The organism is Paraburkholderia solisilvae (assembly GCF_902859875.1).
GTDB classification, from domain to species: domain Bacteria; phylum Pseudomonadota; class Gammaproteobacteria; order Burkholderiales; family Burkholderiaceae; genus Paraburkholderia; species Paraburkholderia solisilvae.
Window position 1 is genome coordinate 46,941 of the sequence record NZ_CADIKF010000046.1, and the last position, 13,667, is coordinate 60,607.

Here is a 13,667-nt window from a genome sequence, read left to right on the forward strand (position 1 = left end):
GTTTAGTTCGCCATTCTGTTTATTGAAAGCTACGAACTTGGATGCGCGAGACTCTGCCTGTGACGCCGCTCTATCCGCCTAGATGGTGACGCGTGACTCCGACTATTCCAGCTGGCGTTTCGACGGCGTTACCCGCGATAAAGCCGCTTCCCTTGCCGCCTGCGACACGCAAATACTCAACTTCGACTTTTGCCGAGTTGATGATGACCTGGGCGATCTCCGCAATGGCTTTTGCACGGTCAATTTCAGCAGGGTCTTTGCCGTCCTTCAGTGACTCCATCGCTCGAAACAGGTGTTGCCGAAGGTCCGCTATCGTGTTCATCAACTTTCCTTTTTAGTTGTGCATGCAACCGGATCACGTCGCGCAGCTCAGGAGGATATTTCTCAAACCAATGACGTTTGAAGACTTCGCTAGACGTCGACAATTCCAGATTCTCCAGGCCTACATTGAAGCGATTGCCATCTTTGAATGTCACGACGAATCCGTCTGGAATTGGTCCATGCGCAGCAGTCCAGACAAGGTGATGGGCTATCACCCAGTCCGTCCGCCAATTGCCCGTATTGGACACCTTCCGAGTCAGATAGCCGCCATTTGTTACGCGCTCACTTCCGATGGGCAAGGCGTTCGGCGCGGGGAGGCGATTCTTTCGTATTCTCAACTCCTCCGCTTTGGATCTAATTGACGCCGCGGGGCGGCCCCATTCAGCAGCAAGGGTCGGCGTCGGTACAAACGGGTATCTGGCGACGAGTCTCTCGAGATCCGCAGGGGTCCAACGCTTTCGGGGGCGGTATGGTCTTGCCATTATGGTTTCGTCCTTCACGCGACGGCCATGTAAGAGGAGCGTACTATGGGTTTACGGCTTTGCTTTTCGCTTCTTAAGTCCACGGCACTAACTTGCATCGACCTCACCGAATTTTGGCGGGTTGTATGGTGGGTAGCGCCCCGCAACCTGCCGGATCGCCCTGCCAGACGGTCATTCATAGAGGACATGCCCTCCGCCAGCGCATCATTGAAACGGGCCTTCGGCCCGTTTTTCATTTCCGCCCTCGCGAGTTGCACAACAGCATCACAGGCTGAAGTGGCACTCCGTCTCTTTGCACGGCACAGCACGGCCGGCACGCGGTGAACCAGCAAACGCTCATGCATGCGTCGAATGGCGACGCTGTCGTTCGTTATCCGGATCAGTTTCATAGAGCAAACGCGCCGATCAAAGACGAACGCAATCGTGACAGCACGGCACCTGAACGGCGCTCGTCCGACGACGAACGCCGCAATGAACATACATCAATCGCCCCACAAGCGAACTGCGCAACCCGCCGTCGAACATCCGAAAATCCCGATGCTGTGTGCGAACACACGCACCTTCGGCCGACACGTCCGCTCACGCACCAGTCCAACCCGCAAGCCAACCCTTCGCACAACACGCACACCCGCCGGAAGCACACCGGCCGGGCGTTCCCCATCATCCAGGTTACATCCGTAAACCGCCGATACAATTGAACCAGAACCCTTCCTTGCATCGCCCTTCTCACACTAAAGGAAGGAGGCTGCAATGCTCAAAACTGCTCTCGTCGCCGGGGCGGCTGCAATCCTGACCGGCTGCGTCGTCGCGCCGCCCGGCTATTACGGTTACCCGTACGGACCTTACGACGCGTATGACCCCGGTTACGCGTATGCATACGGTCCAGGCTACTACCCAGGCTACTACCCGGGTTACTACCCATATCCCGCGTACGGCAGCGTCAACATCGGCTTCTGGGGTGGCGGCTGTTGCTTCGGACACGGCTACTACCATCACGGCGGCTACTGGCATGGCGGCGGAGGCTGGCACGGCGGCGGAAACGGCTGGCATGGCGGAGGCGGTGGGCATGGCGGCGGGGGCGGCCGCCACTAATCGCCAAAGCACACGACACCGCGCCTCGCGGCGTCGTCGCTCAAGCGGCGCCCGTGACCGTGCGCCGCCCCTCGTATCCGTATGAACATGAATTGAATCGCGCAGCACGTCGACTACGATCCTGATACAGGCTACCCGCCGCACGCAGGTATCGAAGATGATGTTCGATCGCGCCCATGACCGCCGCTCCGTTCTTCCCGCCATCCGGGCCGCCGCCGAATGCGCGCTGCCCGCCGCATGCGGCGCCGCACTCGTGCTGCTCTTCGCGCTCAGCGCCTGCACCTTCACCCCGCCGCCCAAACCGGTAGCGAGCGTGCCGCTCGAAGCGATCAACAGCCTCACGCTCGACCAGTACCGCAAAGCCGTTGCGAAACGCATTCTCGAGCGCAATCCATCTTACGTGCTGCAAGGTTCGCCGCAAGCGATGCTGCGCTCGCTGGTCGTCGTGTCGTTCGTGGTCGACGGCCGCGGACAGATCGTTGCGTCGTCGGTGTATCGCACGAACGGCGACGACGAGGCGGAAAGCACCGCGCTCGCCACGCTGCGCCGCTCCGCGCCGTTACCTCTACCGCCCGCGAAACTGCTCGATCGCGCAGGCCACCTCGAGCTATTCGAAGACTGGCTTTTCAACGACAACGGCAAATTCCAGCTGCGCACCTTCGCCTCTCCACAGGCACAAACCTTCGATTGACGCGGTGCACGATGCAGGCCGCGGTCAGTCGCATGACAGTCGTGACAAACGAAGCAACGCGAGGCGAAGCCGTTCTTTAATGTGACAACGCTTCGGTGTCGATATAATTTCGTCACGCTTGCGCCGGGAAACTCCCGGCATCGCTTTCGCCGCAGGGTCATCCGCCTGCCGCGAACAGCACGGTCGCCGCGTGCCGCGTTATCCGCGCGTTCGCCCGTCCGCCACGCATCGACGGCACGCTGCCAGAACCGACAGCAGTCCGACAGGTATGCCGCGCCGGCATGGCACACGCGCCGCAAGCGGCCTGAGCAGCGTGCTGGCGTTGCATGAAAGTTGCACACTCAAACATACTGCCCTCCGGGCGTCAGGGCTTGTTCCACGCTTCGATCAGCCCGCCCGGTATGTCCAATCAAACACGGGTGCACCGACATCCACGGCCGGCACCGCGCGTATCGTGCATGACAGAAGGCCGAACGCGCACGCACGCGGTCGCACCATCGATACTGGAGTTCTACGCATGTCCTCACCGCCGATCTCAACCGCGGGCCCGAACGTCGGTCAGCAACAAAGCACCGCACGCATCATCTTCGCCAGTTTCATCGGCACGGCCATCGAGTTCTACGACTTCTACGTGTACGCGACCGCCGCGGCGCTCGTGATCGGCCCCGTGTTCTTCCCACACGGCTCCGCCACCGCACAGGCGCTGTCCGCATTCGTCACGTTCGGCATCGCGTTCGTCGCGCGCCCGATCGGCTCGTTCCTGTTCGGTCACTTCGGCGACCGCATCGGCCGCAAGTCGACACTCGTCGCATCGCTGCTGGTCATGGGTCTGTCCACCACGCTGATCGGCTTTGTGCCCGGCTACGATTCGATCGGCAGTCTCGCGCCGATCCTGCTATGCGTGCTGCGCTTCGGCCAGGGCATCGGGCTCGGCGGTGAATGGGGCGGCGCCGCGCTGCTCGCCACCGAAAACGCGCCGGCCGGCAAGCGCGGCTGGTTCGGCATGTTTCCGCAACTCGGGCCGTCGGTCGGCTTTCTCGCGTCCAATGGCCTGTTCTTCGGGCTCGCGCTGTCGCTCTCCGACGAGCAGTTTCGCAGCTGGGGCTGGCGCGTGCCGTTTATCGTCAGCGCGGTGCTGGTCGCGCTCGGCCTGTACGTGCGGTTGAAGATCGCCGAAACGCCGGCGTTTCGCGCGGCTATCGAGCGGCACGAACGGGTGCGGGTGCCGGTCGCAACGCTGATCGCGCGCTACTGGTGGCCGACGCTGCTCGGCTCGCTCGCGATGGTCGTCTGCTACACGCTGTTCTATATCTCGAGCGTGTTCTCGCTGTCGTATGGCGTATCCGCGCTGCACTTCACGCGGCCAGGCTTCCTCGGCATGCTGTGCGTCGCGGTGGTGTTCATGGCGCTCGCCACGCCGTTCTCCGCGTGGGCCAGCGACCGCTTCGGCCGCAAGCCGGTGCTGATCGTCGGCGCGCTGCTCGCGTGTGCGTCGGGCTTCGCGATGGCGCCGCTGCTCGGCAGCGGCTCGATGCCGCTCGTGCAGTTGTTCCTGATCATCGAGCTGTTCCTGATGGGCGTCACGTTCGCGCCAATGGGCGCGTTGCTGCCCGAGCTCTTTCCGACCAACGTCCGCTATACCGGCGCGGGTGTGTCGTACAACCTCGGCGGCATACTCGGCGCATCGGTCGCACCGTATATCGCGCAACTGCTCGCGGCGCGCGGCGGTCTCACGTGGGTAGGCGGCTATGTGTCGGTGGCCGCGCTCGTGAGTCTGTTCGGCGTGATCTGCATGCGCGAGACACGCGATGCACGTCTCATGTAAAGCATCGCTTTGCAGCAGTAAAAAACCCGGGCGCAGTCACTGCGCCCGGGACCAGGCATCGCAACAGCAACCGGTGTGACGCCGCCTCCCTGTCGATCGTCACGCCGGCCACGCGATGCACTGCATCACCGGTAGTAGTACCCGTCGTGATGATGATATCCGCCGCCGCCGTCGTACGGCACGACGATACATCCGCTCAACCCGGTCGCCAGCACCGCCCCCGCAATCAACGTCGCTATCAGGCGCTTCACGTCACGCTTCACTGCACTTTTCACATCGTTCTCCCATCGACTCGGTGTCGTTATTCGAGTGCATCTCGAATGCTTCCGATTGAACACGAACGCCTGAGCGTCAAGCGTTGCAATTTGTAAGCAGCGGTCGAGGATCTGTTACACGCACCGAGGTATCGGAGCACGGCATTGCGGCGTGCACGCGAAGCATCGCTCGCAACCGGTGCAGCAGCCTGCCTGAGCGGCGGCCGACGTTCAGCTGCGCGGCATAAGATGGCTTTGGCGGCTCAATCAAAAGCGACAGTTTTAACAAGCCTGTAATGCGCCTTGCGACATCTCTCGCCTGTCGCGGCGAATGTTGAGGCCCGATTGAACTCGACGCACGCGGCACAGTCTTTACTGATGCAGTGTTTGATTTTGTTTGTTCATTGCTGTTTCCTCTCCGCCCGCGTGCGTAGCGCGAGCGTTCTGGAGGCGTAGCGATCCGGTGCCCGGCGAATCGGGCGCCTGCGCGCTGCGCCTCTTTTTTCTTTTCGGGCGCCGGCCACGCACTCTCAACGGCAGAAGGAAGCGCGAACCACGCCTCGCGGTCTGTTCGCGTGATTCGCGTGATCGGCGTGCGTGCAACGGCACGCAGCAGCGCATAGGTGAAGGTTGCGACGCCAGCCGGCGTCAGGTGGCGGCAAGCGGGCGCGTCTGCGGGTTGCCTTCTGCGCTTGCGGACGATTGTGCGGCCGCTTGTGCGGTTGCTAGCGCCGCTGGGGGCGCATCAGATTGTGCGCCTCCTTGATTGGCCGCACCGGGCCGACCACCCGCGGCATCCTGCTCCCCGCTCGCGGGCGGACTGCCATGCACGTAGTCGATCGCTTCGATCGCGCGCGCAACCGGCGGCACCGAGTGGCCGTCGCCGATCGACGTCGAACGGTACGGCGCTTCATTGCCGAAATGCGTTGGCGAAGTCGCGATAAAAATCATCACCGTGCGTTTGCCAAGCGCATGCGCGAGATGCACGAAGCCGGTATCCACGCCAATCACGAACGCCGATGCGTCGACCAGTTGCGCGATGCTGGTCACGCTCAGCTGCGGCAGCACCTGCGCCTGCGGCACCTGCTCGACGATCTGCCGCGCTTCGTGGCGCTCGCTGTCCGAGCCCCACGGCAGCACCACATGAAACCCGCGTCGCACGAGTTCATTGGCCACCGCGACCCAATGCGCGATCGGCCATTTCTTGTCGTCCTTCGACGTTGCGTGGAACAGCACCGCAAGCGGCTTGCCGCCGGCGTCGACAATCGGCTGCCCGGCAGGCGGAATACGCAGGTTGTAGACCGCTGGCCCGTCGGCGGTGTAGCCGAGCGCGTCGGCCACCGTATCGCGCATGCCCTGCCACGCGTTGACGTCGCGACGCACCTTGAAGCGGCCGGTGTACGCGAATGCCGCACCCTGCTCGCCGAGATTCTTCGAGTGGTAGCCGAGGCGCCGCTTCGAGCGCGTGAGAAACGCGATGATCGCGCTCTTGTAGACGCCGTGGATATCCAGCACCACGTCATAGCGGTACGCGCGCAATTCGGCGATCGATGCGGCGATCGCCTTGAAATCGGCCCAGCGCCGCGCTTTCTTGAAACGGCGCAACGGCGCGCACAGCACGCGATCGACGCTCTGGTTCCAGCGCGCCACTTCCGCGTGCGCGTCGTCGCAAGCCCAGTCGACTGCCACGCCGGGGAACGCGCGCTTCAGATCGGCCACGACCGCTTGCGCCTGGATAACGTCGCCGAGGGATGTGACCTTGACGACAAGAATTCGCTTCATTGATGACCTGCCCTGTTCCTCGCGGTGGTGGACAACGTTGTTCCCCGCCCCCGAATTTTAGCCGACCCGGGCTCGCCGGTGCCGCCACGCCCGCGTCCACACGCAGTACAGAACGCAACGGGCGGACCGACGAGCACCCCGCCATACTATTTCAAATCGCTTTCGCAGGAGCGCGGCACGGCGCGCGCCGCTATAATTCACCCTCCGCAACCGAACGACCGCACGCGCTTTTGCGCTTTCGCCATGCTTCGGACACCCGTCCCACCGTTATCGAATCTTGTCCGGCACACGAAGCGGCTGTGGCGCCAGTTCGGCATCTTCTGGCTCGGCGCGATCGCCGTCGGCCTCGCGGCCGTCTACTACGCACGGCTGATCGACTGGGGATATAACACGTTTCTCGAGCAGCAGCGCGAGCGGCCATGGCTGCCGCTGCTGCTCACGCCGGCGGTCGCCGCGGCCGCCGCCTGGCTCACGCGGCGCTACTTTCGCGGCGCCGAAGGCAGCGGCATCCCGCAGGTCATCGCCACGCTGCATACGAATCCTCGCGAAACCGGCGCGCGGCTTCTCACGCTGAAGATTCTGGCCGGCAAGATCATCGTGTCGTTTCTCGGCATTCTTGGCGGTTTCACGATCGGCCGTGAAGGCCCGACGGTCCAGGTGGGCGCCGCGCTGATGTTCAACCTGCGCCGGCTCTACCCGCGCTCGAATGCGCTGATCGAACGGCAGCTCGTGCTGGCCGGCGCCGCGGCGGGCCTGTCGGCCGCGTTCAACACGCCGCTTGCCGGTATCGTGTTCGCGATCGAAGAGCTCACGCGCAGCTTCGAAGCGCGCGCCAGCGGCGTGCTGATCACCGCGATCATCATCGCCGGCGTGATCGCGCTCGGGCTGAACGGCAACTACACGTACTTCGGCACGATCGATGTCGGCACGCGCTTTCCGGATCTGCTCGCGCTCGCCGTGCTGCTGACCGGCGTGGTCACCGGTATCGCGGGCGGCATCTTCGGCTGGCTGCTGCTCAATACCGCGCGCTGGCTGCCCGCGCCGCTGCGCAAGCTCAATGCCGAGCATCCGGTCGTGTTCGCCGCGCTGTGCGGACTGCTGATCGCCGTGGTCGGCCTGATCTCCGGCGGCAAGACGTTCGGCAGCGGCTACGCGGAAGCGCGCGGGCTGCTCGACGGCCGCGAGCAGCTGTCGATGTTCTATCCGCTGCTGAAGATGGTGTCGATGGTCGGCTCATACCTGCCGGGCATTCCGGGCGGTATTTTCGCGCCGTCGCTGTCGATCGGCGCGGGCTTCGGCAACGTGCTGCATACGGTCTTCAACGGCATGCAGCTGCAGATGCTGATCGCGCTCGCGATGGTCGGCTATATGGCGGCCGTCACGCAATCGCCCATTACGTCGTTTGTGATCGTGGTGGAGATGATCAACGGCCACGCACTCGTGATCTCGCTGATGGCAACCGCGCTGATCTCGAGTCGCGTATCGGCCTTCTTCACGCCGCCGTTGTACGAATCGCTCGCGCAGCGTTATATGGCGCCGTCGGCGGACACGGCGCCGGCAACGGCCGCGGCCGCAGCCGCAGCCGGGAACCCGGTACCCGAGCCGCTCGCGCATGCGGCGCCGCCGGACGCGGCGGAGCACGACGGCACATCGGCCGAACACCGCGCGGCAACCGATACAAACGACGACGCCGACCTCGATACGCCGCGCCGCTGATCACCGCGCGCGACGTCAACAACGCAAAAACGCGCAGCGGGAATCTTGCAGCGCGCCCGCACACGCGCCGCAAGCGCACGAAAAACGTGAAACGCGTCAGGCCTGCGGAATCTCGATCTTCACCTCGAGCACTTCGAGATCGTCGTGACGTTCGAGATTGACGCGGATATCGTCGTCGGAGATCTTGACGTACTTCGAAATCACGGCGACGAGCTCGCGTTGCAACGCCGGCAGATAATCGGCGGGGGCACGGCCGCCGGCACGTTCGTGTGCGATGATCAACTGCAGGCGTTCCTTCGCTACCGACGCGGATTTCTTCTTCTCGCCCAGCAAAAACGAAAGAATCGACATACGTGCGCCTCCCTTACTTGGTGCCGAAGAGGCGTTGCAGCAGGCCTGGCTTCTGGTAATCGGTAAAGCGAAGCGACTTCTGTTCGCCGAGGAAGCGCGCGATGACGTCCTTATAGGACTCCGCGACGTCGGTGCCGTCCAGGTGCACGGCGGGCAAGCCCTGGTTCGACGCATGCAGCACCGCCTCCGACTCCGGAATCACACCGATCAGATCGATTCGCAGAATTTCCTGGATATCGGAAAGCGACAGCATCTCCCCTTCGCTGACCCGCTTCGGGTTGTAGCGCGTGATCAGCAGGTGCTCCTTGATCGGCTCCTTGCCTTCGATCGCCCGCTTCGTCTTCGACGACAGGATGCCGAGAATGCGGTCCGAGTCGCGCACCGACGACACTTCCGGGTTCGTCACGATCAGCGCTTCGTCGGCGAAATGCATCGCAAGCAGCGCGCCCGATTCGATGCCGGCCGGCGAATCGCAGATGATGTACTCGAAGTCCATCGCGACCAGGTCGTTGATGACCTTCTCGACGCCTTCCATCGTCAGCGCGTCTTTATCGCGCGTTTGCGAGGCCGGCAGGATAAACAGGTTCTCGCACTTCTTGTCTTTGATCAGCGCCTGATTCAGGTTGGCTTCGCCCTGGATCACGTTGATCAGGTCGTACACCACACGGCGCTCGCAGCCCATGATGAGGTCAAGATTGCGCAGGCCGACGTCGAAGTCGATCACGGCGGTCTTGTGGCCGCGCAATGCGAGGCCCGACGAAAAGCTCGCGCTCGTGGTCGTCTTGCCTACGCCGCCCTTGCCCGAAGTCACCACGATGATTTTTGCCATTGGCCTTTACCTTGTATCCGTCGATTTCGTGAATAATAGTCCGGCACCCTGTGCACGCAGACTGCGCGCGTTGCACACGGATCGCACGCGGATTGCACGCGCGTTGCATGTACACCCGCGCGGCGCGCTATGTCAGCCGCAACGGCTCGATCATGAGCTTCTCTTCGTTGAGCCAGATCTGCACCGGCTTACCCTGTACATCGGCGGGCAGCGGGTTTTCGGTCGTACGATAAATGCCTGCGATCGAAATCAGCTCCGGCTCGAGACAGGTGCAGAAAATGCGCGCGTCGTGATTGCCGTGCACGCCGGCGAGCGCGCGGCCGCGCAGCGGTGCATAGATATGAATGTTGCCTTCCGCGATGATTTCCGCGCCGTGGCTCACGAGCCCGAGCACCACGAGGTCGCCCTTCGCGTAGATGCGCTGCCCGGAGCGCAGCGGCTTGTCGATCACCATCGTTTGCGACGACGTGCCGATGCGAACCGGTTCGGCCGGCAAGGTGGCGGAGGTGGAAACGGATGCGGCAGCCGCCTGCGCGACGTCTGCCGGTGCGGGTGTCCCGGCCGCCGGCGCGGCGCCTTCCGCCTGCACTGCCTGCCCCGCCTGCGTTCCGTCTTCGTCCGGCGCCGCCTTCGCGTTCGGACGCCGGTCGCGCGCCTCGAGCAGCGGCAGACCGGCTTCGCTGACCCAGCCGTGCTGCGCCGCCTCCGCGACGACGCCGAGCGGACGCATGCGCACGCTGTCGAGCAGCGCGGCGATGTCGGCGAGCGGCACACGCTCGTTTTCGGCGAGCCGGCGCACGTCGATCGCGACGACGTCATTGGCGAAGAATTCGGGGGTCGCCTCGAAGCGGCGCGTCAGTTCCGCGCGCATTTCAGCGAGGTTGGTGGTCTTGACCACGAACAGAAGCGTGTCCACCGTACCGCTGCGCAATTCGAAAAATGGCGATTTCCTGGGCGACATAGCGTTCGGCAAAAAATTTTGCGTATTTTACAGGGGTCCTGGCGCGCGTCGAACTTTTTTGCCAATAACCGGCACAACACGCGAAGCGGCGCGCGTGACGCAGGCAGGCAACGGGCGATTGCAAAGAGGCTTCATGCGTCGGATAAATACGCGGCTCGTGCACGCCCCATAAGGACCCGCGCGAGCCTGCGCACCCATTCGCGCGCAGTGTCAGCCGGCCGGCGGCACCCGCGCAGGGATCACGTGGCGCACCAGTTGCGTTTCCCCCTGATCCTGCGCCCGCGCGGTCGGGCGGTGATCGCCGGTCGGTCCGAAACCGAGGCGCTCGTAAAAGCGCATCGCGTTGCGGTTGCTGTCGGCGATCCACGCAAACACTTCGATCGCACCGCCCCGCGCAAGCCATTCGCTCGCGGTATTGACCAGCAGTTCGCCGCCACGCAGATGGCGCACGGCCGGCGCCACCCACAGGTCGCTGACGAACGCGCGGTGCGCGGGCGTATCGTCGAACCACGCGTCGATCAGACCGGCCGGATGGCCCTCGGTGTAAAGAATGAAAGTGGTGGAGGTGGTGGAGGCCGCGTTCAGCGCGGCTTTTGCGTCGAACGTTGCGACATCCGCGGACAACGCTTCCTCGAGCGTGTCGCCGAACGCGTAGGGCGCCTCCCGTAGCGATGCGGTGCGGAGTTCGCGAAAGACGTCGCCCTGCTCGGCGACAATGCGCGCAACGGTGAGTGACGGACTCATGAGAGACGTAGATCCCCGGACCTGAAAGCGTAAAACCAAACCCGATCGTACCCGCGCGTACGAACCGGCGCGAATCTGCACAACCGGCTCCGACCTGACCCTTTCCGCTCAACGGAATAGCCTAACCGAACCGCCGTGCGAGTCAAATCCTTATTTCGGATATCGGCGGCGGCGCGTGTACGACCCGGCCCGATGCCTGCCAAACGGGAGGCGCGGCTCACGGCACGTCGTAACGGCCGGTGCCGTCGGGCCACGGCGTGAGCACTTCGAAGCCGTCTTCGGTAACCGAGATCATATGCTCCCATTGCGCGGACAACGATCTGTCCTTGGTCACGACCGTCCAGCCGTCGCGCATCACAACCGTGCCGGCGCGACCCGCATTGACCATCGGCTCGATGGTGAACACCATGCCCGGCTTCAGGCGCAGTCCCTGCCCCGGCTGGCCGTAATGCAGCACTTGCGGGTCTTCGTGATACACCTTGCCGATGCCGTGGCCGCAGTAATCGCGCACGATCGAAAAGCCGTCGCGCTGCGCGACTTTCTGAATGGCATGGCCGATGTCGCCCAGCGTCGCGCCGGGCTTCACCTCGCGAATGCCCGCGACCATCGCTGCGTAGGTGGTGTCGATCAGCTGCTGCGCGAGTGCGCTCGGCTCGCCGACCGTGTACATCCGGCTCGTATCGCCGAAGTAGCCGTCCTTGATCACCGCGACGTCGATATTGATGATGTCGCCGTCCTTCAGGATCTCATTGCGGCCCGGAATGCCATGACAGACGACCGAATTCACCGACGTGCAGATGGTTTTCGGAAAGCCCATGTAGCCGATATTCGCGGCAACCGCATGCTGTGTATTGACGATGTATTCGCGGCACAGCGCGTCGAGCTCGTCGGTCGACGCGCCGGCCTTCACGTGTTCGCCGATCATCAACAGCACGTCGGCCGCGAGGCGGCCGGCAATGCGCAGCTTCGCGACGTCATCAGGAGTCTTGTAGGTAATGGCCATGTGCACAAAATCGGAACGGCGCGCGAAACGCCTCTCGCGCGGCGCGTCACCGGGTTATCGACCAGCCATTGTACCGAGTCTCACCGACGGGCAATTTTCAGCCGGGTGCATCGGTGCCGTCGGCAGTGCTCGCGCGCGATGTCCCGGCGTGCGAGCGTGCGGCCTCACCGCTTGCGGATAGACCCGGCGCGCCCGCTTGCGGCGGCGCATCGGACGCCACGTCGGGAGTTGCATCGGGCACCGCCTGGGGCACCGCTTTGGGCGCCGCTTCGGGCACGACCTCGGGTCCCGCCGCGGCCCCCGATAGAACCGGCAAGCGCCGCCGTAACGGCAACAGCAGCAGCGGCGTGGCGATCATCGACAGCACGACCGCGAGCGTCACGATCGCCGACGCGCGCGGCTCGACCACCCGCACCGCGAGCGCCGACGCCATCACGACGAACGCGAACTCGCCGCCCTGCGACAGCAGCAGCGCGAAATACGCGCGCTGCTCGCGCGGCACATCGAAGCGCCGTGCGAGCAGCCACAGCGCCGCGGCCTTGATGCCGACCACCGCCGCGACGACCACCAGCACGCGCCGCGTATCGTGCATCAGCACGTTGAAGTCGATCGACATGCCGATCGCGATAAAGAACAACCCGAGCAGCAGTCCCTTGAACGGCGCAATGTCCGCTTCGACCTGCCGCTGATACCCGGAATCGGCGAGCAGCACGCCGGCCAGGAACGCGCCGAGCGACGACGACAGATGCACGCTGTGAAACAGCAGCGCGACGCCGATCACCCAGAGCAGCGCGAACGCCGTGAAGATTTCCGGCGCGCCCGGGCGTGACACGATCGCGAGGCCGCGCCGCAGCGCCACGCGGCCGACCAGCACGACCGCGGCGAGCATCGCGAGCGCCTTGCCGGCCGCGAGCCAGTTGTCCGCTGTGCTCGCGCCCGTGTCGAGCGGGCTCAACAGCGGCAGCAGCGCGATGAGCGGAATTGCCGCGAGATCCTGAAACAGCAGGATGCCGAAGGCGACCTCGCCTGCCCGCGTATTCATTTGACCGCCTTGCTGCAGGTCGGACACCGCCATCGCCGTCGACGACAACGCAAGCGCGAGACCGGCGGTCAATGCGATGCGCCACGGCGAGCCGAACAGCAGAAAAATCGCGGTCAGCAGCCCCGCGCACAGCAGCATTTGCATGCCGCCATAGCCGAAGATCGTGCGCCGCATCGCCCACAGCCGTTCGACGTTCATTTCGAGGCCGATCACGAACATCATCAGCACGATGCCCAGCTCCGAGAAATGCAGAATGTCATCGACATTCGACACGAGCCTCATCACCGACGGTCCGATCAGCACGCCTGCGAGCAGATAGCCTAGCACCGCGCCGAAGCCGAGCCGCAGCGACAGCGGCACGACGACCAGCGCCGCGCCGAGAAACACGACGAAATGGAAAAGCAGACCTTTCATGGACGTCGACCGTGGAGACGGAAAAGCGCGCAACGTTCGAGCGCAGCCGCGCGACGAACGCGTCGCGCGCGCGTTGCGCGCGTCAGGACGGCTGTGTGCTGCGGATCGCCGCGGCGATGTCGCGACTCACCGCGGCGAGCGCGCGGCTGTGCGCAGCGAC

Annotated in this window: 14 protein-coding genes; 4 read left to right on the forward strand and 10 right to left on the reverse strand. The window is 64.1% G+C overall.

All coding sequences use genetic code 11. The features are described 5' to 3' along the window. Positions 1-70 precede the first annotated feature (70 nt). On the reverse strand, positions 71-322 hold the full coding sequence (locus HV675_RS24270) for a hypothetical protein (protein ID WP_246270512.1): 252 nt from the start codon (positions 320-322) through the stop codon (positions 71-73). Continuing rightward, complete coding sequence (locus tag HV675_RS33005; protein WP_377700534.1) at positions 246-803, reverse strand: HNH endonuclease signature motif containing protein; 558 nt, start codon at positions 801-803, stop codon at positions 246-248. Before HV675_RS33005 ends, HV675_RS24270 begins: the two co-directional genes overlap by 77 nt. 750 nt (positions 804-1,553) lie before the next feature. Here HV675_RS33005 and HV675_RS24280 point away from each other — a divergent pair. The 3 genes from HV675_RS24280 (at position 1,554) to HV675_RS24290 (ending at position 4,411) form a co-directional block, all read left to right on the forward strand. Beyond that, positions 1,554-1,895 (forward strand): hypothetical protein, encoded by a 342-nt coding sequence (locus HV675_RS24280; RefSeq protein WP_175113953.1) that lies wholly within the window; start codon positions 1,554-1,556, stop codon positions 1,893-1,895. A 157-nt stretch (positions 1,896-2,052) separates the two neighbouring features. Next, positions 2,053-2,586, forward strand: coding sequence for a TonB C-terminal domain-containing protein (locus HV675_RS24285; RefSeq protein WP_246270514.1), 534 nt, complete (start codon positions 2,053-2,055; stop codon positions 2,584-2,586). 517 nt (positions 2,587-3,103) lie between these two features. Then, the gene (locus HV675_RS24290) at positions 3,104-4,411 is read left to right on the forward strand and encodes an MFS transporter (RefSeq protein ID WP_175113955.1); all 1,308 of its coding nucleotides are present in this window, start codon (positions 3,104-3,106) and stop codon (positions 4,409-4,411) included. Positions 4,412-4,536: 125 nt separating this feature from the next. Here the strand turns inward: HV675_RS24290 and HV675_RS24295 are convergent, their stop codons facing one another. Together HV675_RS24295 and waaC are read right to left on the reverse strand one after the other, a co-directional pair. Continuing rightward, a complete protein-coding gene (locus tag HV675_RS24295; RefSeq protein ID WP_175113877.1) occupies positions 4,537-4,686 on the reverse strand; it encodes a hypothetical protein in 150 nt (49 codons plus the stop codon). Between the two features lie 627 nt (positions 4,687-5,313). After that, on the reverse strand, positions 5,314-6,447 hold the full coding sequence (gene waaC, locus HV675_RS24300; protein WP_175113957.1) for a lipopolysaccharide heptosyltransferase I: 1,134 nt from the start codon (positions 6,445-6,447) through the stop codon (positions 5,314-5,316). Between the two features lie 243 nt (positions 6,448-6,690). Between waaC and HV675_RS24305 the strand changes: the two genes are divergently transcribed. Continuing rightward, entirely contained in the window at positions 6,691-8,163 is a 1,473-nt protein-coding gene (locus HV675_RS24305) for a chloride channel protein (protein ID WP_175113959.1), read from the forward strand. A gap of 96 nt (positions 8,164-8,259) precedes the next feature. On the opposite strand, the gene minE is transcribed toward HV675_RS24305, so the two are convergent. The 6 genes from minE to HV675_RS24335 form a co-directional block, all read right to left on the reverse strand. Then, complete coding sequence (minE, locus tag HV675_RS24310; protein WP_075157892.1) at positions 8,260-8,514, reverse strand: cell division topological specificity factor MinE; 255 nt, start codon at positions 8,512-8,514, stop codon at positions 8,260-8,262. A gap of 13 nt (positions 8,515-8,527) precedes the next feature. Then, on the reverse strand, positions 8,528-9,343 hold the full coding sequence (minD, locus tag HV675_RS24315) for a septum site-determining protein MinD (protein ID WP_175113961.1): 816 nt from the start codon (positions 9,341-9,343) through the stop codon (positions 8,528-8,530). A gap of 127 nt (positions 9,344-9,470) precedes the next feature. Beyond that, complete coding sequence (gene minC, locus HV675_RS24320) at positions 9,471-10,304, reverse strand: septum site-determining protein MinC (RefSeq protein ID WP_175113963.1); 834 nt, start codon at positions 10,302-10,304, stop codon at positions 9,471-9,473. A gap of 210 nt (positions 10,305-10,514) precedes the next feature. Beyond that, positions 10,515-11,048 carry a GNAT family N-acetyltransferase gene (locus HV675_RS24325; RefSeq protein ID WP_175113965.1) on the reverse strand — a complete coding sequence of 178 codons (534 nt, stop codon included), beginning with the start codon at positions 11,046-11,048 and terminating at the stop codon, positions 10,515-10,517. A 217-nt stretch (positions 11,049-11,265) separates the two neighbouring features. Further along, on the reverse strand, positions 11,266-12,051 hold the full coding sequence (map, locus tag HV675_RS24330) for a type I methionyl aminopeptidase (RefSeq protein WP_175113967.1): 786 nt from the start codon (positions 12,049-12,051) through the stop codon (positions 11,266-11,268). Between the two features lie 97 nt (positions 12,052-12,148). Further along, a complete protein-coding gene (locus tag HV675_RS24335) occupies positions 12,149-13,507 on the reverse strand; it encodes a monovalent cation:proton antiporter-2 (CPA2) family protein (RefSeq protein ID WP_175113969.1) in 1,359 nt (452 codons plus the stop codon). Between the last annotated feature and the right edge of the window lie 160 nt (positions 13,508-13,667).